Raw genomic sequence first — 22388 nt, 5'->3', positions numbered from 1 at the left:
AAAACGATGAAACATTCATATAAAATATTACCATTACTGATGGTGGCCTTATCCTTTGGTTCTTGTAAAAAGGAGTTTCTTGAAATTGATCCGCAACAGCAAACTGCAGTGGATTTGGTGGTAATTGATTTGCCGACTACAAAAGCTGCGGTAATGGGGACTTATGGACTCCTGCAAAGTGTTGATTATTATGGCCGTACTTTTACGGTGCTGCCAGATCTGCTCGCCGACAATATGTATATCAGCAGAAGGAATTCCAACAGGTATACCAGTTATGATCAATACATTACACTCACCAATGATGGCAGTGCTTCAGGTGCCTGGGAACGTGGATATCAGACGGTGGTAAACAGCAATATCATTATTGCCAAAGGAGAACAACTGGTGGTTCCTGAGACTCAGACAGCAGAAATGAAGCACCTGATCGGTGAAGCCTATACCTTAAGGGCATTGGCACATTTTGACTTGTTGCGTTTATTTGCGGCACCCTATAATGCAACGGCTGACGCCAGTCATCTTGGTGTACCGGTAGTGGTCAAAAGCGGAACGAGTAAAGAAGAAGTGATCTCTCCTAAGCGCAATACCGTGAAAGAAGGATATACCCAGATTGTAGCTGACCTGCAAAAAGCAATTACCATTCTTCCGGCAACAGCTCCGGTAGGATTTACCGCTTCAAACAGAGGGCATATCTCGCATTATGCGGCAAAAGCCCTTTTGGCAAGAGTATATTTGTATATGGGTGATTGGGTAAATGCAGAAGCAATGGCAACAGATGTAATCGCGAGCAATAAGTATACTTTATCGACCAATGCTAATTATGCAGGTGGTGCGCCGGGTTTCAGGACTCAAAACAATCCGGAAGCTATTTTTGAAGTACAATATACAGCGACCAATAACCTGGCACAAAATGCTTTGTCGAGCTTTCTGTTGCAAGGTGCAAGTTATGGCGATGGTCTGGCTACAGATGACCTGTACAACCTGTACAAGAGCACAGATGTACGCAGGGGATTTATGGCTAAGAGTAAAAGAAGCAGCAGCGGGGGAGAAGATCCTGCTTTCGTGATTACGAAATACAACAACATCACGACTTATGAAGAAGGTGTTAAAGTCATCCGCTTATCCGAAGTCTATTTAATTCGTGCAGAAGCGAGAGCTAAACAAGGTGGAAAAGATGCGCTCGCAGCAGCGGATTTAGATGTGGTAGCAAAACGTGCAGATGCCACGGCAGTAACAACTACGGCAACCGGACAGGCTTTACAAGACCTGATCCTTCTTGAAAACCGTAAGGAGTTTGCTTTTGAAGGACACCGTTTGTTCGACCTTACCCGTCATAAACTGGCGTTCACCAAATACCGTACAGGCGGACTGACCATAGCGGTTCCCAGTACTTCATTAAGAACCGTTCTGCCGATCCCATTGTCGGAAATGAACGCAAATCCAAATATGGAACAAAATGAAGGTTATATAAAATAACAAATAAGATATGAAACTACTGACGATGGTATTGCCCCTTCTGATCAATGGCCTTGTATTTCAGGCTGATCCTAAGGAAGAAAAGAAAAGAAATGAAAATGACGGACCTTATGTGTCGTATCAGAAGGATCAGATCGTCGTCAGGAATATTGTATCAAAAGATAGTGTACGAAGTGTAAAGGTCGAGACCTTTACACTTAAAGAGAAATCCGCTGTTCCCTTGAAAGTGCAGTTTTCGGATCATCCCGAATGGGATTTCTCTGTAAAAATGCAGACTGAGCTTAAAAATGAACCTTCAGAATTTAAGCAACCGGATAAATTACTGGCACTTTCGGATATTGAAGGGGAGTTTGAAGCTTTCAGAAAGCTGTTGCTGGCCAATAAAGTCATTGATGAACAGTACAACTGGATTTTTGGTAAAGGACATCTCGTGATCTGCGGTGACCTGTTCGACCGTGGTCAGGAAGTATCGGCAACGATCTGGCTGCTCTATAAGCTGGAGCAGGATGCGAAAGCAAAGGGAGGATACCTGCATACGATTCTCGGAAACCATGACATCATGAACCTGAGTGGCGACCTGCGTTATGTGAAGCCGAAATATTTTGAAAATGCAAAGCTGATGGGCCTGGATTATAAAGTATTATATGGTCCGGATACCGAGCTTGGACGCTGGTTAAGGAGTAAAAACCTGATCGAAAAGATTGGCGATAACCTTTGTATGCATGCGGGAGTTGCCCCGGTGATCAATACCCTGGCAATGGGACTTCAGGAGATCAATACCAGATGCCGGCCATATTATGACAAAGCAAAAGATAAAAAGCTTTTTACAGATACCTTAGTCAGAACATTCTTTGACGGCACGCGTTCTTCCTTATTCTGGTACCGGGGATATTTTGTAGAACCAAAAGCTACGGAAGCTGAAGTGGATCAAACACTCGCACTGTATAAGGTGAAAACGATTATCGTTGGCCATACCATTACTGAATCCAATGTAGGTTTTTATTATAAAGGAAAAGTTCTGGGAATAGATGTCGACCAGCATAATGGTAAACATGAAGGCGCGTTGTTTGAAAATAAAACCTGGTATAAGATCAATACCAGTGGAAATAAACAGCCATTACCGAAGGAATAAATAGTCGATTTGACGATTATAAAAAAGCTGCCCAAAAGAAGAAAAATCTTTTGGGCAGCTTTTTTTGCGTTAATTATTGATTTAATTATTGTATTACAGAAATAATAACCTTATTTTTAATGTAACAAATGAAAGGAAAACCGGATCAATACGTTCTCCTACATAATCTTCAGCAGCTCTTCTACAAAAAGAGTTGCTGATTTTTTTCTAAATGCCCCCTTCTGCCACATGATGAATGCCTCTTTATGCAGCTCCTTTCCGATGATTGGAATGGCGACAAGGTTTTTCCAGCCGCTAATGGCTTTCTCGCTGATGATGGTTACCCAACTGCCGGTATCTACCAGCGACAATAAGGAATGGGTGTCGTTCATCTCGATTTTGATATTGGGCACGATGTTGTTCTTTTTAAAGATCTGATCGAGCATATCTCTGGAGCTAAATCCTTTGTTGGCCAATACCATCTCCGTTTGTCCGAGCTCCTTTAAAGATATTTTGTCAAGCTTTGCCATGGGATTATCCTTAGAGGTGACCATCTTAATTCTTGAGGTAAACAACAACTGCATGTCTAATCCTTCATTGTCGGATTGTTCATGAAAAGCAAGGATGAAGTCCAGGTCTGCATTTTTTAGCCTGACCTCCAGCTCGCCGGCAATACCGGATTCTATATGGAGCTTGATACCTGGATATTTCCTGGAAAAAGGGGTGAGGAAGGGGAGCAACAGGGAGCTGAAAGCGTAAGTAACCCCAATCCTGAGTTCGCCGTTCAACAGGTTGTTTAATTCAAATATGGCTTGCTTTGACTTTTTAACTTCCAGCAGGATCTCTCTGGCATGGTTTAAAAACAGTTTTCCAGCTTCACTCAGCTGGACATGCTTGCCAATCCGGTCGAAGAGGGGCATCCCGAGTTCTTCTTCCAGCTGTTTGATCTGCTGCGATAAAGTCGACTGTGTGACAAAGCATGCGGCTGCAGCATCGGTGAAATGAAGCAGCTCTGCTGCCTTAATGAAATAATTCAGTTGCCTAAATTCCATAAATCAATCGTTTAAACTAATCAATATCATTAAAACTATCAATTTTACAAATATATAGTTAATGCCGAAATTTGAGCCATCACATCAATAAATCCTATGGCATTATTCAGATCCCTCAAATCCCGCAACTTCAAACTGTTTTTTTACGGGCAATCCATTTCCCTGATTGGAACATGGATGCAGAAGACGGCGGTGAGCTGGCTGGTGTATCAGCTTACAGGATCTGCATTGTTGTTAGGCGTAGTGGGCTTCGTGAGCCTGATCCCTTCCTTATTGCTTTCTCCTTATGCAGGAAGCCTGGTAGACCGACATAACCGCTACCGCATCCTGGTGATTACTCAGATTGCCTCGATGATGCAGGCAGGGGCATTGGCAGGGATCATCTTTTTTGGCTACCATAATATATTGTTAATCATCCTGCTGAGCCTGATCCAGGGAATCATCAATGCCTTTGACATGACCTGCCGCCAATCGCTGATGGTGGAAATGGTGGATGATAAGGAAGACCTTCCAAACGCCATCGCACTAAATTCTACAATGGTGAACTTTGCCCGCATCGCCGGACCAGCAGTAGCTGGAATTATCCTGAGTGCTTTCGGTACGGATTTCTGTTTCATAGGAAACTTCCTGAGCTATATTCCTGTACTGATCTGTTTGTTTATGATGAAACTCGAGGTTACTGTGATCCATAAATCTGAGAAAAGCATCTGGGCAGAGCTCGAAGAAGGGTTTAAATATGTATCCGGAGATAAAGACCTCAGCAGTATGATCCTTGTACTGGGCATGAGCAGTCTGTTCGTCATGCCTTTCAATACCTTGATGCCGATGTTCGCAAAAGATATTTTTAATGGCGATGCCAGGACTTTTAGCTGGTTTGAAAGCGCGGCAGGACTGGGCTCTATTCTGAGTGCCATCTATCTGGCCAACCTTAAAAACAGCAACGGCCTGATCAAAATGGTGGCCATCGCAGGAGTAATCCTGGGTGGAAGCCTGCTGTTTCTGGCCTATGCCCCTCAGCTGCCATTCGCTTTGTTCTTCATGACGCTGGCTGGGGTAGGGATGATGGCACAGACTTCGGCAATCAATACTTATATACAGACACATTCCATTCCGGAGATGCGTGGCAGGGCAATCAGCTATTATGTGATGGCATACCAGGGTATTATCCCGATCGGAAGCCTGCTGATCGGTTGGGCAGCAAACCTGATTGGCCCCAGACCTGCAATCTTTATCGAAGGAACGATCGGTATTACGGCGACAATCGCATTTATCATTTACAGGAGCAAATATTCCCAAAGAAAGACGGTTAGCCTGTAAATCCTGCCCTATTACTGATCCCAATTACTTAACTTTGGGGGAACACTAACTAATTTATTTATATTATGAAAAAAACAGTTTATCTGTTGCTGTGTGCATTGGTGTTCTCCTTTGCGAATACAGCTAAAGCAGATGAAGGGATGTGGCTCCCGATGCTGATAGGAAAGAACTATGAGCAAATGAAGAAACAAGGCTTTAAGCTAACCGCAAAAGACCTGTACAATGCAAATGGTTCCAGTCTGAAAGATGCCATCGTTCATTTCGGTGGTTTCTGTACCGGTGAGATCGTTTCTGATAAAGGACTGATCTTTACCAATCACCACTGTGGATATGATGCCATTGCCTCTAACTCTACCGCTCAAAACAACATTCTTGACAATGGGTTCTACGCAAAGAACTATGGTGAAGAAAAACCTATTGACGGCTTATTTGTACGTTTCCTGCTGAAAATGGAAGATGTAACGGATAAAGTAGAAGCTGCAACCAAAGGACTGAAAGGTGCAGAGAAAGCTTCAAAAATGACCGAAGCATTTACTGCAATCGCTAAAGCTGCGGTAACCGGCCCAACAATTGAAGCAAACGTGAAAGATTTTTATAAATCAAACCAGTTTATCCTGTTTGTTTACGAACGCTTTGATGATGTTCGTTTGGTAGGAGCACCTCCTCAAAACATTGGTAAATTTGGTGGCGATACAGACAACTGGGAATGGCCTCGTCAAACCGGCGACTTCTCTGTGTTCAGAGTATATGCGGGTAAAGACAATAAACCGGTAAAATACAGCACTGAAAACGTTCCTTATGCACCTAAAAAATACCTTCCGGTGTCGATCAAAGGAGTGAAAAATGGTGACTTCTCTATCGTTTATGGTTACCCTGGACGTACAGACAGATACCTGACTTCTTATGGTGTAGATCTGGCTACTGAAAAAGTAAGTCCTACGATCGTTAAGCTGCGTGATATCCGCCTGAAAGCCTGGAAACAGGAAATGGATAAAAGCGTAGATACCCGTCTTAAATTGTCTTCACAGTATGCAAACATCGCGAATTACTGGAAATACTTTATTGGTCAGACAGAGCAGTTGAAAAGACTAAAAGTTGCTGACTCCAAAAGAAAAGAAGAAAAAGCATTTACCGAATGGGCAGCTCAGAAAACTGAATTTGCCGGCCTGATGGACCAATATGCTCAGATCTATAAAGACATCGACCCGATCTCTGTACAACGTACTTACATCAATGAAGGCTTTATGGCTTCAGGATGGGTGCCAACTGCAATTGGTATCGGTCGCGCATGGTCTGCCATGGATCAGAAAAAGGGAGACGCTGCCTTTGCTGAAAAAGTAAAGTCAGGAATCAACACCACCATCGCTGGTTATGAAGAAACCTATGTGGAAGCTGCCGATAAAAAGATCTTTGCTAAGATCCTTGCTTCTTTCTACAATGATGTTCCTGTAAAATCACAACCTAAATTCTTCGCAGAAATCGCAGAGAAATACTGGACAGGAAACCCGGAAACAACTTTCGAGAAGTACGCAGATTACCTGTGGGAAAATAGTAATTTCATCAAACCTGAGAAACTGAAGAAATTTATCGCTTCAAACCCAAGTCTTGATGCGATCACAGCAGATCCGGGATATAAATATGCCGTAAACCTGCTTCCTGCAGATTATGTAAAAGCAAACTTCGGTTCTTTAGTGGCTGATTTTGAAACTAAAAAAGCAGAACTGGATAACCTTTACCTGAAAGCAATCCTGGAGAAAAATGCAGGGAAAATCATGTATCCTGACGCAAACTCTACCATGAGGTTGTCGTACGGAAATGTACAGGACTACTCTCCAAAAGATGGTATGTCGTATAAAACAACGACCACAATCGAAGGAATCATGCAGAAATATGTTCCCGGCGACAGTGAGTTTGACCTTCCTGCAAACCTGATCGAAAACTACAATAAAAAGAACTTCGGACAATATGGTAACGATGGTACTTTAACCGTAGGATTCATTACCAATAATGACATTACTGGTGGTAACTCCGGTTCTCCTGTGATCAATGGTAACGGTGAACTGATCGGTCTTGCTTTCGATGGTAACTGGGAAGCAATGAGCGGTGATATCGCTTTTGATAAGAAATTTAAAAGAACGATCTGTGTGGATGTACGCTATGTATTGTGGTGTATTGATGTACTGGGTGGTGCGAAAAATATTATCGACGAATTGGATATCAGAAAAGATGGAGTAGCTCCTAAGAAAGCTGCTGCTAAGAAGTAAAAGTAAAAAATTATTCCTCTTTTCAGGCTCGGATCTTTGCTGAAGGGCAAATCTCCTAAGGCCTTCAAAGAGGAACAATTTTTTTGGGGAAAAGGAAAATTCTCCTCCAAATTAAGGGTTTGCAGGGTTCTATTGCAGACTTTTAGATTACTTGAGTCTTACTGAATGTTAAATAATCAATGCCTCCAATAGGAGGCATTTTTTTTATGCGCTGTTCAAGGTTATGGATTGGGATTGTTTTGTATTAAGCCTGCTTTGTTTTGCGCTCTGTCTGTAATTGTTTAACTTAGGTAGAAAGACTAATCTATCTACTTATGAAAAAGATCTATTTATCACTGCTGTTGCTATTTTGCATCGGAGTGACTGCATGTAAACAGGAATTGTTAAAGGTTGATGTCGACAAGACCTTTGTGGAGACTAACGTTAAGCCACCTGATAATCCAATGATGGGTAATAAATTTATTCTAAACCTTCGTCCGGATGGAAAGGCGGGAATTTTGACTGGTGGTGATATCATGCGTCAGGGGACTTATAAAATCGACGGTTCTTCTCTGGTTGTTCAAGAAGATAAAAACACTTATAAATTTGAAATCTTAAGTGCAACCGAACTGAAAAAAATAGACAATGGTGCCATATTGAAACTGGAGTAACTAAAGCCAGATGACTATAAACAGAAAAAGGATTGAGCATAACGCTTGATCCTTTTTTGTTTAGCGAGTATCGGCATCCTGCTTATAAAGCATGGTGGGAATGAGCAATATTATTATAAAAAAGAATGCGTTCTCAGAAAAGGCATAGAAGGCTTTGCGCCCTTCAGCGCAAGGTTTTCAGCCTTTGAAGAGTAATGCTTCTTTTTTAACAGCAAAATTTAACGAGAGGGAACCCCAAAAAACCATAAAAAAAACCGGCAATTAAAAAATACTGCCGGTTCCTTTAGTAAACAGGTTACTTAATTATATATAAACGTACCTTTTTCGCTTTCAATCGTTACTTGTTTCTGTGCAGACGATTCCACACGGCCAATGATCTGTGCCTCAATATTAAAGCTTTCAGATATAGCTATAATCTCCTGTGCAATAGCTTCAGGGACATATAACTCCATTCTATGACCCATATTAAATACCTTATACATTTCTTTCCAATCTGTGCCAGACTGCTCCTGAATCAACTGGAACAACGGAGGAATAGGAAATAGATTATCTTTAATCACATGCACATCATCATTTACAAAGTGAAGGACCTTAGTCTGAGCACCACCACTGCAATGTACAATACCATGAATCTGATCTCTGTGTGCTTCCAATACTTTTTTAATAACAGGAGCATAGGTACGGGTAGGGGAAAGTACTAACTTCCCTGCTGTAATTTCCGTCTCTTCATCAATCTTAACAAGATCAGTTAGTTTTTTGCCTCCTGAAAATACCAGGTCAAAAGGAACGGATGGATCAAAACTTTCAGGATAGTTATTCGCGATAGATTTTTCGAAAACATCATGTCTGGCAGAGGTTAGTCCATTGGAACCCATTCCGCCATTGTATTCCGTTTCATAGCTGGCCTGTCCGTAAGAAGAAAGTCCTACGATGACATCGCCTGCCTGAATTTTATCATTGCTGATGATTTTGTCTCTTTCAATTCTGCAGGTTACCGTAGAGTCGACAATGATGGTACGAACAAGGTCGCCAACATCAGCCGTTTCACCACCGGTAGAGTAAATGGAGATGCCCATTGCCCTTAATTCTGCCAGGATTTCTTCTGTACCATTGATAATTGCTGCGATCACTTCTCCCGGAATCAGGTTCTTGTTGCGGCCAATAGTAGAGGATAAAAGGATCTGGTCTGTTGCACCTACACAGATGAGGTCATCAATATTCATAATGATGGCATCCTGAGCAATTCCTTTCCATACAGAAAGGTCGCCTGTTTCTTTCCAGTAAACATAGGCCAGAGATGATTTTGTGCCTGCTCCGTCTGCATGCATAATGTTGCAAAATGCTTCATCATTTCCCAGTATATCGGGGATGATTTTACAGAAGGCTTGCGGAAAAATACCTTTATCTATATTCTTGATGGCTTGGTGCACATCTTCTTTTGACGCAGAAACGCCACGTTGGTTGTACCTGTTATCACTCATGTTGCTGCAAAGATAGGGAAACGCCCGAATGTTAAAGCCTTAACCGTAAAAAAATAACCCTTCAAAATTAATTGAAGGGTTACAAAACTAAAATAGTTGGTTTATGGAGGTTTGGTTTATTTTAAAAACAACAATTCTCTGAACTTAGGCAGAGGCCAAACGCTGTCATCCACAATTTGTTCTAACTTATCTGTATGATAACGGATGGTGTCAAAGTAAGATTTAACATTCTCATCATAACCGATTGCTTTATCGCGTGAGTCTTCGATTGCATTGGTTTTCTTACGTTCTTCCAGCATCTTGTCGATATTGGTTTTAAGGATTCCCAAATGCTCTGAAACTTTGTTAATGATCGCTAATGGAGTCTCCAAAGCATCTTTACCCAGGCCAAGGTCTTTCAATCCTCTTGCATTCTCGATTAAAGTGTTTTGGTAAGCAATTGTTGCAGGAATGATCATGCTGTTTGCTACCTCACCAATTACCCTTGCTTCGATCTGAAGTTTTTTGAAATAGCTTTCCAGTAAGATCTCATGACGTGCATGTAACTCACGTGTGCTGAATACATTGGTATTCGTGAATAGCTCAGCTGTTTTTTCTGTCAGGTAAGCATCTAAAGCTTTAGGTGTAGTTTTGATGTTTGAAAGACCACGTCTTGCAGCTTCTTCTTCCCACTCCTGACTGTAACCATTTCCTTCGAAACGGATGTCTTTAGATTCTTTAAGGTATTTTTTGATGATGGTTAATAAAGCCACATCTTTTTTCTCTCCTTTTTTGATCAGTTTATCTACTTCAACTTTGAATTTAGTCAGCTGATCAGCAACGATTGCATTTAAAACCGTCATTGGAGCAGAAGAGTTTTCAGAAGAACCTACGGCTCTAAGCTCAAATTTGTTTCCTGTGAAAGCAAACGGAGAAGTACGGTTACGGTCGGTGGTGTCGAAAGAGATCTGTGGGATCTTAGGAATACCTAACCATAATGAATCTTCGCTTTTCACTTTTTTGATGATGCTGCGTGAAGATTCGATCTCATCTAATACATCCGCAAGTTGTGAACCCAGGAAGATGGAAATGATTGCCGGTGGTGCTTCGTTAGCGCCCAGACGGTGATCATTACTTACTGAAGCGATACTTGCTCTTAGTAAATCTGCGTGTTCGTGAACTGCTTTGATGGTATTTACGAAGAACGTTAAAAACATCAGGTTGTTTTTAGGTGTTTTTCCTGGTGATAATAAGTTTTTACCAGTATCGGTGATCAATGACCAGTTGTTGTGTTTACCTGATCCGTTGATACCTGCATATGGTTTCTCATGTAATAAAACTTTGAAGTTATGTCTTAAGGCAACTTTTTCCATTAAGTCCATCAACAACTGATTGTGGTCAATCGCAAGGTTGATTTCTTCGTAGATCGGAGCACATTCAAACTGAGATGGAGCTACCTCATTGTGGCGTGTTTTCAAAGGAATACCTAATTTCAGGGCTTCGTTTTCAAAATCAACCATATAAGTAAATACACGCTCAGGAATTGATCCGAAATAATGATCTTCTAATTGTTGTCCTTTTGCAGACATGTGTCCAAATAGCGCACGACCTGTTAAGGCAAGATCCGGACGTGCATTGTATAATGCAAGGTCAACCAGGAAATATTCCTGCTCAATACCTAAAGATGCGTTTACTTTAGTGATGCTTTTATCGAAATACTGACAAACATCAACTGCTGCTTTATCTAAAGCAGAAAGCGCTTTTAATAGTGGTGCTTTGTAATCTAAAGCTTCACCGGTATAGGCAACAAATACGGTAGGAATACAAAGCGTTTTACCGGCTTTGCTTTCCATAATGAAAGCTGGAGAAGAAGGATCCCATGCAGTATATCCACGGGCCTCGAAAGTATTACGGATTCCTCCGTTAGGGAAGCTGGATGCATCCGGCTCTTGCTGAACCAATGCACTTCCTGCGAATACTTCAATTGCACCATCTTTACTTGGCTCAAAGAAAGCGTCATGTTTTTCGGCAGTAGATCCTGTTAGTGGCTGAAACCAGTGAGTATAATGTGTCGCACCTTTCGCCATTGCCCAGCTTTTCATTGCTGTAGCGATGTGATTGGCATCCTCATGGTTAATTAACTCGCCCTGGTCAATGGACGAAATCAATTTCTCAAACACCTCTTTTGATAAGAAATCTTTCATTTTTTTCTTATCGAAAACATTAACGCCAAAAAACTCAGAAATCTTAGTCGAAGGAGACTTTACTTCCGGTGAAATTCTTGATTGCGCCTCTTTTAATGCAATTGTTCTTAAGCTTTTCATTTATTTGTTTAAAATTTGATCAAAAATATAATTTTTGTTTGGTATTTTCTGTGAATTGTTTGTAAAAATACGAATGTCAGGAAATAATCAAAGAAATATTTGATGTTTTTGGATATTTTATGGGAAGGGTTTTGAAAAATAGGCTTATTCTGCAGCTTGTTTGATGTTTTTGCTGTTTTTTGAATATTTTGAGATTATCTGCCTTCTGCTTATGGAATGTGAGTAATCTTTACATCATGTCATTGAATTAACCTCTTAAGTCATGATGAATTCTTCTTTTGATCTATACCAGTCTGATTGGCTTGATGTTGTGTTTGAAAAGAGAAACGAAAGTTATGGGGCATATATATTAAGGTCAGAACCTTCCGGAATTCCGATCTCTTTTACCATGCTGCAATAATGCCGTATTCCTTATATATAATGTAAAAAACAAATAATAAGACAACTCATACAAATACAAGCGCGATCCCGACGGATAATAAAGGGAGGTCGGTAATTAATGAAAACATCGTGATCTTAGTATTGCGAAAGGAAAGAGAAACAACCCTTTTTGATGTGACCCCTAATCATATTGATATGGATGTTTGCCTGTCTGGGTGGTGTAGCACCTTTTCGGGCAATTGTGAATGCTGATCTGAGCGTGATGGGAGATCCCAGACCTCATGAACACATTCTTTATCATAGCAGGACTAAATTTCCGGCGTTGGTAACGCGGAGCCTGCTATATCTTTAATGACCATCAGGAATTTTATTTCCTCCCCGAACTAAGATCCTGATGGTTGTTTTTTACCTTTGTCCCCGTTCCATAGACAACAGGCTATATATTATATATAGTATACAAAACTTCGGATACCATCATGGGGAGTGTTTTTAGGTTTAAAAAATTTGAGGTAGACCAATCTGGGTGTGCGATGAAAATCAATACGGACGGTGTATTGCTGGCTGCGGTTGTGTGGCATGCCAATCCGCGTTTTGTACTCGATATCGGTACAGGTACCGGAGTGATTGCCTTAATGTTGGCGCAACGATTTCCTGATGCCAATGTAGATGCGGTGGAAATTGACGAATCCGCTGCAAATGCCGCGATAGGAAATTTTGCAAGATCCAGCTTTTCTGAACGTACCAGGGCTCATTTCGGTGCTATAGAAGATTACGTCACCGAGCGAAAGTACGACCTGATTGTTTCCAACCCTCCATATTTTGTGAACGATCTCAAAAACCCCGAACTGAGAAAGGGCATTGCAAGGCATGCGGATGCACAGTTTTTTGAATCCTTGCTAACTAAGGTTTCTGAGATACTAACCGAGGAAGGTTTTTTCTGGGTGATTTTACCCGTTAAGCAGGCGGAATTGCTGGTGCAAAGTGCAGCTGCTTTTAACCTGTCGCTTCTCAAACAGATTGACATTTGTTCCGACCAGAGCAAGCCGGTTATCCGTCAGATCATTTGTCTTTCTGCACTAAAAGAGATAACCGAAAGAGAAACTTTTTACATCTATGAGTCGAAGGGAGTGTATACAAATGCTTACCGCTTGCTGTTAAAAGATTTCTTTCTTGCCTTCTGATCTCAATATCCATAGCTTTGTCTAACCAACAAAAAAGCTATACTTTGAAAAAAATAGGACTCATTTCCGATACGCACGGTTTTCTTGACGATGCGGTTTTTAAACACTTTGATGAATGTGATGAAATATGGCATGCGGGCGACTTCGGACCCGACGTTGCAGATCGCTTAGCTGCCTTTAAACCACTTAAAGGGGTTTACGGGAATATTGATGGAAAAGAAATCCGTTCAGAATTCCCCGAACACCTGCGTTTTAACTGCGAAAAGGTCGATGTCTGGATGACCCATATCGGCGGATATCCGGGGAAATATGCGCCTAATATAAAGGGTGAAATATACACTAAGCCCCCGATGTTGTTCATTACAGGACACTCTCATATACTAAAAGTGATGTTTGATAAAAAGATTAATTGTTTGCATATAAATCCCGGTGCAGCGGGAAATTCGGGATGGCACCGGGTGAAAACATTAATTAGATTTTGTATTTCGGAGGAAAAAATCCATACCTTAGAGGCCATAGAAATAGGAAATAGATAACGTATAAAATACACTAAGTAATATGTCGGGCATTAAAACACTAGGCCAATTTATAATTGAAAAACAAGCAGACTTCTCCTATGCAAAAGGAGAGCTCTCCAGATTGCTGAGGGACATAGGAATTGCCTCGAAAATCGTAAACCGAGAGGTGAATAAAGCCGGTTTGGTGGATATTCTAGGCGATGCCGGAACGGTTAATATTCAGGGCGAAGGACAGAAAAAACTGGATGTATTTGCGAATATTCAATTCATCAGCGCCCTTACCAGTGGTGGAGAATGCTGTATTGTAGCGACGGAAGAAGAGGATGATTTTGTGCGTATTGACTCTCCGGTGTCGAAAAATGCGAAGTATATTGTCTGTATTGATCCCCTGGATGGCTCTTCAAATATCGATTGTAATGTGGCAGTTGGAACGATCTTCTCCATTTATCGCAGGAAATCTGTGGAAGGAGAGGCTACCCTGGCAGATGTATTACAGAAAGGTACACAACAGGTGGCTGCAGGTTACGTGATCTACGGTTCCTCAACCATGTTGGTGTATACGACAGGAAAAGGGGTGAATGGCTTTACTTTAGATCCTTCTATAGGGGAGTTTTGTTTATCTCATCCAAATATGAGAATTCCCGATGGCGGTAACATCTATTCCTTAAACGAGGGTAACTATGTTCACTTCCCGGAAGGTGTAAAGAAATACTTAAAATATGTACAGGTTCATGATGAAGCGACAAACAGACCTTATACCTCAAGGTATATTGGTTCTATGGTTGGTGACATTCATAGAAATCTGATTAAAGGCGGAATCTATATCTATCCGACTACGGCCAGCTCTCCAAAAGGAAAGTTGAGGTTATTGTATGAATGTAATCCAATGGCTTTCATCGTTGAGCAGGCCGGTGGTGTAGCTTCAGATGGTTTTAACAGAATCCTGGATATAGAGCCTACAGAATTGCATCAACGCAGTTCGATCTTTATAGGGTCCAAAGAAATGGTCAATATGGCGGAAGACATGATGACCGAATTTTCGGCAGAAAAGAATGTAAATGCCGTGGCTCCTGCAAAATTAGATCAGGCAGGATAATAAAAGAGATAAGCCAGTCTATAATAAGGTTGGCTTATCTCTTTCTTTTTCAAATTCAAAGTCAATAGCAAGTGCAGCGCGGTTCTTACCAGCGGCTACTGCCAATACATCGCAACGCTCATTCTCCGGATGGGCGTTATGACCTTTGATCCATACGAATTTTACGCTGTGTAACTTATATACATTCAGGAAACGAATCCAGAGGTCCTTGTTCTTCTTTCCTTTAAAGCCAGTCTTTACCCATCCAAATACCCATTTCTTCTCTACAGAGTCCACCACGTATTTAGAATCTGAAACCACAGTCACAGTCTGTCCAGGTGTTTTTAAAGCATTTAAGCCCTCTATAACCGCCAGGAGTTCCATTCTGTTGTTGGTAGTCATGCGGAAGCCGCCACTCAACTCCTTATAGTGGTTGCCTGAACGTAAAATAACACCGTAACCTCCTGGTCCGGGATTTCCACTTGCTGCTCCGTCAGTAAAAATTTCAATCATATACGGACAAATCTATGTTTTTAAGCTCTAAATGCAATTTGTGAAGACCAATTAATATTTTTATGAAAAATAAAATTGCTGAAATAGAGGGAATTAAAAGAAAAGTGTGACCTAAATGTTAAAATTATTTGATTAAAATGTTTTTAATCGTACTTTTGTGACGTTGAAAAAAACATGGTGGTTTTAGCTCAGTTGGTTAGAGCATCGGTTTGTGGTACCGAGGGTCGTGGGTTCGAGCCCCATATTCCACCCCAGTTTTGAAAGCAGTCTGAAAAGACTGCTTTTTTTGTTTATAAAGCTTTTCAAGGATCAGGCAGAATTTCTCAGTCAGGTGGAATTTAGATCAGGCAGCGTTTTTCGAGATCAAAAGTATGTCGAATAGGCTCACAGTATCAAACAGGCATACCCGAATAAAACATAAGCCCTGTTTCACAACAGGGCTTATGTTTTTAATAATTCTTTAGTTTAAAGTCCATTGACTTTTCCTAAATCTTATCCTTTTTTAAATTGCTTATTGATTTCCTGGCTTACGGTTTCCACATCTGTATTGATCACGGCTTTTAAAGCAGCTGGTGCTGATTCCGCGATCAGGGCTTCAATAGTTACCAAATCTGACTCATTAGAAATAATGAACTCAAATGTAAGCTCATCTCCAAAGGTCATGCTGAACCTTACCTGCTGGTTGTTCCGCTCGATAAACTTCTTAAATTCGTAACTGCCGCTCAGCGTATAGAATTGATCTCTTACCGCATGAAATATCAACTCTGCCTCTATATTTAGACCATTGATCATGATATTGGCAGGAGCCAAGGCAGGATGATCTGTTCTCTCATGAGTTTTGTATACTTCCTCTAACAATTCTTCGCTATACAGAATTTCCTTTTCGTCCCTAATAAAAATTGAGGCAGGATTTCCATTGTTTTCAGGCAGTAATTTTAGTCTTATTGATGCATTGCCATCAATAATGGCAGATTCATCAGTGGTGATTTGTTTGACTTTGGAGCCAATGATGGCCTTTTGCAGTACACCTACAAGATATTCCAGTGCTGCGTATTGGTTAATTTCAGACATTATATTAAAAAAATTTTTGCAAAGATACGGGTTCAGAAACCTTCTGATACCCCTAACTTGTAAATACCTTACATTTGGTCTTTGTTCGAGATTAATCTGGTAACACATAATGCTGTAATTCAAACCTTAATCTATCATTCAAATCTAATGATTGTTCTGCCACCTGTGCAGACCCTGCCGAAGTCTTGGAATCTGTCTGAAAGAACCGGGTGATTTGTAAAGTCTTCAGCACCAGGATTAAAATATCTTTTTATTAACGAAGTGTCATCCAAATTTTGGATATATTAGCCACTACTTTACATCCTGATATCTCAACCAGGGATAACTGAGCGCTTGAGTTTTATACAGGTTATCTGGCTGTGCAGGTCATTTACTTCAATCGATGAAGAAGAATCAGAACAATAACCTTTCCCGTATTCGCAATGAAAAAGGGTTTACCCAGGAAACACTGTCCGGGTTATCGGGAGTTACCGTCCGTACGATTCAGCGTATTGAAGCGGGCGATGTTATCCCTCAGCATCAGACATTGAAACTGATCGCAGACGTACTCGGCGTTGAACCAAATGACATCGTTGTTGGAGTAGCTCCGGAGAAATCCGGGACCAATGAATTAAAAACCGATTTTTTACTGCTTTATCATGCGCTGCCTCTTTTGGGAATCATATTGCCATTTACAAATGTCATTTTGCCTTTGATCCTTTGGATTGTTAAACGAGATGTACATCCCCGGTTTGACATTGATGGAAGAGCTGCGGTTAACTTTCAATTGACCATAACTTTAGCGGCCTGTCTGAGCATTCCGGTTCTTGTTTTTTATATGCCTGTGGGTTTCTTCCTGTTGATCGCAAGTTATGCAACAGGTATTTTAGTCTGCATAAGAAACCTGATTAGGGTACTTGGAAATGAACAGCCAAAATACCCTTTTGCCATTCCTTTTATTAAAAATCCCGCAAATGTCGGCTAACTGACAGGGAGATGTCGTTGCCCCGATGGCCATTCTATTCGATATTTGTTCAACAAATAATTGGATATGAAACCTTTCACACTTTCTTTTCCGGCCATTACATTGGTCGCACTGTTGCTTAGCTTCAGGCCAACATTCGGGCAAGACCAACAAATTGTAAGACTTGATGGCAGCAAAATTTCCGTTTCAGAAATTGACCGGACCGTAAAAAAGATAATGGATGCTGCGAATGTTCAGGGATTGAACCTTGCGGTATTAAACGATAGTAAAGCGGTATTGGTTAAATCTTATGGTTTTAAGAACAAGCCGGCGAACACCATGTTAGATACCGCTACTATTGTTTACGGAGCCTCATATAGTAAAGCTGTTTTTGGATACCTGATGATGAAATTAGTGGAAGAAAAAATACTTGATCTGGACAAACCTCTGTATCGGTACCTGGAAAAACCAATTTCGGAATATCCGTATTTTTCCGACTTAAAGAATGACGACCGCTGGAAACTAATCACTGCCCGGATGTGCTTAACTCATACTACAGGCTTGCCAAATGTAAGGTGGTTTAATCCGGTAACAAGTGAAAGGGATTCGGCAGGCAGGATCAGAATTTATTTTAAACCAGGCCAAAAGTATGCGTATTCCGGAGAAGGTTTTAAACTGCTGCAATTGACGATAGAAGAAATTACCCATAAAACTACAGAGGAACTGGCGCAGGAAAAGGTATTTAAACCATTGGGAATGACCAGGACTGGTTATATCTGGCATGAATCATTTGGGGATGGTAATGTGGCCGTAGGACACATGGATAATGGTGATATAGATATCAAAAGAAAACGTACTGAAGCCGTAGCCGGAGGTTCTCTGGTCACAACCATTGCAGATTATACGAGATTTATAGAAAATGTGATGCAGCAGAAAGGCCTGGGCAGGAAAGCCTGGCTGGAGATGCTCTCCCCACAGATTGCCATCCATTCAAAAACACAGTTCCCGCCTATAACAGCCGAAGTTACAACTGAAAATGACGATATCAATTTATCGTATGGACTTGGCTGGGGGCTCTTGAACTGCCCGGGATATGGTAAAGCATTCTTTAAAGAAGGGAACGGTGGTGCCTGGAGAAATTACAACATTAATTTTATGGATCGGGGCATTTCCATCATCATTATGGCCAATAGTGAAAACGGTGAAAAGATATTTCAGGAACTTATAGAAACCCTTGTTGGTAAGACTTGTATTCCATGGAAGTGGCAGGGATATGTTCCTTATTAAAATGTATAAACGCAGTTGAGGTTATGGGACGTCTCAACTGCGATGTACATCATTGAATTTTAGTAAAAGAAGGGTAACTGGCGATAAGTGACTATTTCCCGTTCTACCAATTAAACTACTTTGACCTTTAAGTCAAAGACCGGATTTGAACCGGTATCTGGACCTTGGACGAAGTAACACTTATCTACGACACCTTCTTTTAGGCTCTTATATATAGGGTATTCCTGCTTTTTAATTTTATTTTTTTTAACTGTTTGATATTCATCGCAACTGCGGCTTAGCCACAATTGCGATGTGCATCATTGAATGTTGTTAAAAGAAGGGTAACTGGCGGCAAGTGAAATTTTCCCCCCGTGCTGCTACTTACACTACCTCGGTTTTCAGGTCAAGGGCCGGATTTGCACCGGCAGCTGGGGAAGTGCGAAGTAACACTTATCTACGACACCTTCTTTTAAGTTCTTTATATATCGGCTGCGCTATATTACAATTTGGTGAATCTCATTCAATGCAGACCTGCCATTTTCCATAGCATCGAGTATTTCAAAAATCTTATCACTCCAGCCTGCGATGAGGTAAACATTATTGTTTAGCACTTTTAAAGGAGTCGTGCTATGACCTTTTAAATCGAACAGATACAGCCTGGCTTCAGGAGCAACACTTCTAGTGTATAGTTTCCATAATTCATTAATGTTTCCGCCATAGCCATAGCTGTCCCAAAGCTGTCCGTCTGTGAAGATCATTACTTTATCCATTTTTATCCGGTCTGAAAGCAATTCTTTGATCACCAGATAGCCATTGGTCGCATAACCGACCTCGCCTTCACGTTTGTAAAATTCCTCTACATTATGCAGGATATGGTGTTTGGGCATATTGATCACTTTCCAGGAATCTCCGAATATACCAGTTCGTACATTTGCACATCTGGACTGTAACAGCATAGCCAGCATTAAACCGATATCGTAAAGCCTGATGGTAGATTTTTCGGATATTGGTGTTTGCATGGATCCGGAAACATCACAGGCAATCAATACCCTGGTTTTTCCATTAAATCCTTTAATATTAGCCGCGCTAATGGATACTGCTTCCTCTAAAGCATCGCATAGTTTTTCTTTAGCCGATTTAACAGCTGTACCTGAGTTGTTCGATCGTAATGACCAATCTGCTCTTGTGAGTCTGGACGACAGTTCCCGGTAGGCCGCCAGATAGCGGAATGGAAATTGTTTAGCCCTGGCTATATTTTCCGCGGAGGTTAACATCGTACAAACCTTTTCCAGGTGTTCTTCACTCACTGTTGCTTCATATATATTTCTAAGGTTTCGCAATAAGGCCATATAGCCTATTCTGCCACTGTCAATCAACTCTTCCCATTTCTGCCTCAAAGCATTTGCCCTTGCTAATTTTCCGTCAAAACTCCTTTTTCCTAAGGCGGAAAGCTCTGTTTCCCAGGTGTAAGGTGTTTGCATGGCACCAGCCGCAATTTTATTGAAGATGTTTTGCTGAGCATCATCTTTTGCTTTTGGGTGAACAAGGAATAAAGCATCACGTAACCTGATGCCGGTATTCCGGTTGTACTTTGCAAACTGGTATTCGTCGAAACGGTTAAACGCAGATTGAAGGCCTTTTTGTAGCTGCTTTGACAACCGGTTTAGTTTTTTCTTACGATTACGATCATTCAGTAACTCGTAACAAGCCAGCAATTCTGTGATCTCATCTGCACGGATTACTACTTTTTCTGTTACACGGGAAACCAGATTGTCTCCGGAATGCAGTTTCGCAAGCTCGGTTAACAAGACCAGTGGTGCAGAACGCAGGTGCATTTTGGTTCGGGCATAAACTGCGAGTTTACCAACAAACACCGGGTCATTCTTTGCAATGAGTGCCTTCACACGACTCAAACGTGTGGTGTTTTTCTCATAGAAAGAATCATTGAGGTTCCAGGTCACTACAGCGGTATAAAGTTCCGTCGCCCGATCCAGTCGAAAGGCATATTCGCCTTCATGATTTGTTACGCCTAATATGTGCTGAATTAATCTGTTAAATTTCATTGGGAACCTCCCTTTCTTTATTTGTTGAAACAAAGATTGGGAGGCCTTGCGCAGTCTATTTGCGCAGTGTAATTTATTTTTATAAATTTCGAAAAATATTTAATTATGCCCGTAAACCGCAATGCACTCCTTCGTTACCGGACCATTGATCAATGCCTGCAAAACCGGAGGAGAAAGTGGAGCCTGGAAGATTTGATTACCGCCTGTTCGGATGCTTTATATGAATATCAGGGAATTGATACCGGGGTAAGCCGCAGGTCAATACAGGCAGATCTTGAAATGATGCGCAGCAATAAACTGGGCTATGAAGCACCTATAGTGGTGGTGGATCGAAAATACTATACCTATGCGGATAAGGATTACAGCATTACCAATAGTCCCCTGAACCAGCAGGATATGCAGGTGCTGAATGAGGTTTCTCATTTGCTGAGCCAGTTTAAAGGCTTTAGTCATTTTGCAGACCTTAATGAAATGTTAAGCAAACTGGAGGATAAGATATATGCTCAGGAAATGCAAACGCAGCCACTGATCGATTTTGAAAAGAATGACGACCTGAAAGGACTGGAATATATTGAGGTGATCCGTAAAGCGATTGTCGCCAAACGGACATTGGGCATCACTTACCAGTCTTTTAAAGCTAAAAAGGCCAATGCGCTTAACTTTAGTCCTTATTTATTAAAGGAATACCGCAACAGATGGTTTGTCATAGGGGTGGTTCAGGGAAGTAATGCATTGTTATATAACCTGGCATTAGACAGAATCCAGTCCATCACTGAGGGGGCTGCTGAATATCAGGAGAACAATATTGATGATTTTGCCAATTTCTATCATAATGTAATCGGAGTTTCCAAATATCCGCACCAGAAAGATACTGAGGTGATATTCTGGTCGGACCAGGACAATGCGCCGTATATGATGACCAAGCCTTTACATCGTTCCCAGCGATTAATCAGGGAAGAGAACGATGGCAAAATTTTTAGCATTCAGGTGGTGCTAAATTTTGAACTGGAGCGCGAGCTGCTGGGCTTCGGTGCTAAGGTGAAAGTCCTGAGCCCTGAAGTGCTTGTTGTTCAAATGAAAGAACACCTGAAGCATATGATGGGGCATTATGAAATGATCGGCTGATAAATAAATATTAAAGCGATTGTAATTTGATCGGTTTCCTGATTTCTATACCTGCCTGCAATGCTTGGTCGAAAACATCAAAAAATTGTTTTCCATCACTGGTCACAAAATAGTTTGACAGACTGGTGATCGTTTCTGCAATGTGCGTTCCCCAGGGAGGGGCCTGCTTTAAATCATCAATATCCCATATTACACGATCGGGAGCATATCCTTTGAATGCCGCTCTGATTTCATTGAGCTCCTCTTTAACTTTAGAAAGGTTTGCTAAAGACAATTCGCCCTGATAGAGTTCTTTCATCAGGAACGGGTATTTTGAGCCCCATTTATGATCCTCGAGGTGATAGGCGATGTTGGAAAAGAAGGAATGCAGGAGACTTCCTGTTCCTATTTTATAAAATATCGGGCCAACCCTGAGTCCTATTGCCATTTTGTTTAATTAATGATAAACTGTTTTTTAATTCGATCAAAGCAGGATCCGGTGTTCTGAATGGAAAATGCTTAAATATATTACTATTGATGCAAAAAAGACAATCTATAGTGGTTGTCTTTTTTGTACCATCGCGCCAAAGCTCCGGACTACCGTTATTTTCATTGCTTT

General features: G+C 41.2%; 19 protein-coding genes and 1 tRNA gene. 13 read left to right on the top strand and 7 right to left on the bottom strand.

Annotated elements, in window-relative coordinates; genetic code table 11:
* The first annotated feature begins 6 nt into the window (after positions 1–6).
* Positions 7–1473 (top strand): RagB/SusD family nutrient uptake outer membrane protein, encoded by a 1467-nt coding sequence (locus DBR43_RS05785; protein WP_124578781.1) that lies wholly within the window; start codon positions 7–9, stop codon positions 1471–1473.
* A 10-nt stretch (positions 1474–1483) separates the two neighbouring features.
* The gene (locus DBR43_RS05780) at positions 1484–2605 is read left to right on the top strand and encodes a metallophosphoesterase (RefSeq protein WP_124578779.1); all 1122 of its coding nucleotides are present in this window, start codon (positions 1484–1486) and stop codon (positions 2603–2605) included.
* Positions 2606–2763: 158 nt separating this feature from the next.
* Here the strand turns inward: DBR43_RS05780 and DBR43_RS05775 are convergent, their stop codons facing one another.
* Positions 2764–3636: a LysR substrate-binding domain-containing protein gene (locus DBR43_RS05775; RefSeq protein WP_124578777.1), complete on the bottom strand. Its 873-nt coding sequence runs from the start codon at positions 3634–3636 to the stop codon at positions 2764–2766.
* A gap of 96 nt (positions 3637–3732) precedes the next feature.
* Here DBR43_RS05775 and DBR43_RS05770 point away from each other — a divergent pair, with 96 nt between their 5' ends.
* The 3 genes from DBR43_RS05770 to DBR43_RS05760 all read left to right on the top strand — a co-directional run bounded on the left by DBR43_RS05770 (position 3733) and on the right by DBR43_RS05760 (position 7867).
* On the top strand, positions 3733–4953 hold the full coding sequence (locus tag DBR43_RS05770) for an MFS transporter (RefSeq protein ID WP_124578775.1): 1221 nt from the start codon (positions 3733–3735) through the stop codon (positions 4951–4953).
* 65 nt (positions 4954–5018) lie between these two features.
* Positions 5019–7217: a S46 family peptidase gene (locus DBR43_RS05765; protein ID WP_199756961.1), complete on the top strand. Its 2199-nt coding sequence runs from the start codon at positions 5019–5021 to the stop codon at positions 7215–7217.
* A 314-nt stretch (positions 7218–7531) separates the two neighbouring features.
* On the top strand, positions 7532–7867 hold the full coding sequence (locus DBR43_RS05760; protein ID WP_124578771.1) for a hypothetical protein: 336 nt from the start codon (positions 7532–7534) through the stop codon (positions 7865–7867).
* Between the two features lie 299 nt (positions 7868–8166).
* Here DBR43_RS05760 and DBR43_RS05755 read toward each other — a convergent pair whose 3' ends face one another.
* Both DBR43_RS05755 and DBR43_RS05750 read right to left on the bottom strand, forming a co-directional pair.
* A complete protein-coding gene (locus tag DBR43_RS05755) occupies positions 8167–9348 on the bottom strand; it encodes an AIR synthase related protein (RefSeq protein ID WP_124578768.1) in 1182 nt (393 codons plus the stop codon).
* Between the two features lie 116 nt (positions 9349–9464).
* Positions 9465–11651: a glutamine synthetase III gene (locus DBR43_RS05750; RefSeq protein WP_124578766.1), complete on the bottom strand. Its 2187-nt coding sequence runs from the start codon at positions 11649–11651 to the stop codon at positions 9465–9467.
* A 262-nt stretch (positions 11652–11913) separates the two neighbouring features.
* Between DBR43_RS05750 and DBR43_RS32890 the strand changes: the two genes are divergently transcribed.
* The 4 genes from DBR43_RS32890 (at position 11914) to fbp (ending at position 14827) form a co-directional block, all read left to right on the top strand.
* A complete protein-coding gene (locus DBR43_RS32890; RefSeq protein WP_158622437.1) occupies positions 11914–12051 on the top strand; it encodes a hypothetical protein in 138 nt (45 codons plus the stop codon).
* A 511-nt stretch (positions 12052–12562) separates the two neighbouring features.
* Entirely contained in the window at positions 12563–13213 is a 651-nt protein-coding gene (locus DBR43_RS05745; protein ID WP_233602883.1) for a tRNA1(Val) (adenine(37)-N6)-methyltransferase, read from the top strand.
* Between the two features lie 44 nt (positions 13214–13257).
* A complete protein-coding gene (locus DBR43_RS05740; RefSeq protein ID WP_124578762.1) occupies positions 13258–13749 on the top strand; it encodes a metallophosphoesterase family protein in 492 nt (163 codons plus the stop codon).
* A 22-nt stretch (positions 13750–13771) separates the two neighbouring features.
* Complete coding sequence (gene fbp / locus DBR43_RS05735; protein WP_124578760.1) at positions 13772–14827, top strand: class 1 fructose-bisphosphatase; 1056 nt, start codon at positions 13772–13774, stop codon at positions 14825–14827.
* A gap of 18 nt (positions 14828–14845) precedes the next feature.
* On the opposite strand, the gene rnhA is transcribed toward fbp, so the two are convergent.
* Entirely contained in the window at positions 14846–15319 is a 474-nt protein-coding gene (gene rnhA, locus DBR43_RS05730; protein WP_124578758.1) for a ribonuclease HI, read from the bottom strand.
* 177 nt (positions 15320–15496) lie between these two features.
* On the opposite strand from rnhA, the gene DBR43_RS05725 reads away from it, so the two are divergent.
* Positions 15497–15573: transfer RNA gene (locus DBR43_RS05725), tRNA-His, on the top strand.
* A 238-nt stretch (positions 15574–15811) separates the two neighbouring features.
* Here the strand turns inward: DBR43_RS05725 and DBR43_RS05720 are convergent.
* A complete protein-coding gene (locus tag DBR43_RS05720; protein WP_124578756.1) occupies positions 15812–16390 on the bottom strand; it encodes a hypothetical protein in 579 nt (192 codons plus the stop codon).
* A 382-nt stretch (positions 16391–16772) separates the two neighbouring features.
* Between DBR43_RS05720 and DBR43_RS05715 the strand changes: the two genes are divergently transcribed.
* On the top strand, positions 16773–17354 hold the full coding sequence (locus DBR43_RS05715) for a helix-turn-helix domain-containing protein (protein ID WP_124578754.1): 582 nt from the start codon (positions 16773–16775) through the stop codon (positions 17352–17354).
* 66 nt (positions 17355–17420) lie between these two features.
* Positions 17421–18620 carry a serine hydrolase domain-containing protein gene (locus tag DBR43_RS05710; protein ID WP_124578753.1) on the top strand — a complete coding sequence of 400 codons (1200 nt, stop codon included), beginning with the start codon at positions 17421–17423 and terminating at the stop codon, positions 18618–18620.
* Between the two features lie 476 nt (positions 18621–19096).
* Here DBR43_RS05710 and DBR43_RS05705 read toward each other — a convergent pair whose 3' ends face one another.
* Positions 19097–20665, bottom strand: coding sequence for a TROVE domain-containing protein (locus DBR43_RS05705; protein ID WP_124578751.1), 1569 nt, complete (start codon positions 20663–20665; stop codon positions 19097–19099).
* A gap of 105 nt (positions 20666–20770) precedes the next feature.
* Here DBR43_RS05705 and DBR43_RS05700 point away from each other — a divergent pair, with 105 nt between their 5' ends.
* On the top strand, positions 20771–21790 hold the full coding sequence (locus tag DBR43_RS05700; RefSeq protein WP_124578749.1) for a helix-turn-helix transcriptional regulator: 1020 nt from the start codon (positions 20771–20773) through the stop codon (positions 21788–21790).
* Between the two features lie 10 nt (positions 21791–21800).
* Here the strand turns inward: DBR43_RS05700 and DBR43_RS05695 are convergent, their stop codons facing one another.
* A complete protein-coding gene (locus tag DBR43_RS05695; protein ID WP_124578747.1) occupies positions 21801–22217 on the bottom strand; it encodes an immunity 70 family protein in 417 nt (138 codons plus the stop codon).
* Positions 22218–22388 lie beyond the last annotated feature (171 nt).

Origin of the sequence: Pedobacter sp. KBW06 (genome assembly GCF_003852525.1) — a bacterium.
Taxonomy (GTDB): domain Bacteria; phylum Bacteroidota; class Bacteroidia; order Sphingobacteriales; family Sphingobacteriaceae; genus Pedobacter.
The sequence above is the reverse complement of the archived record's forward strand: the minus strand, read 5'-3'. Positions and strand labels throughout refer to the sequence as shown.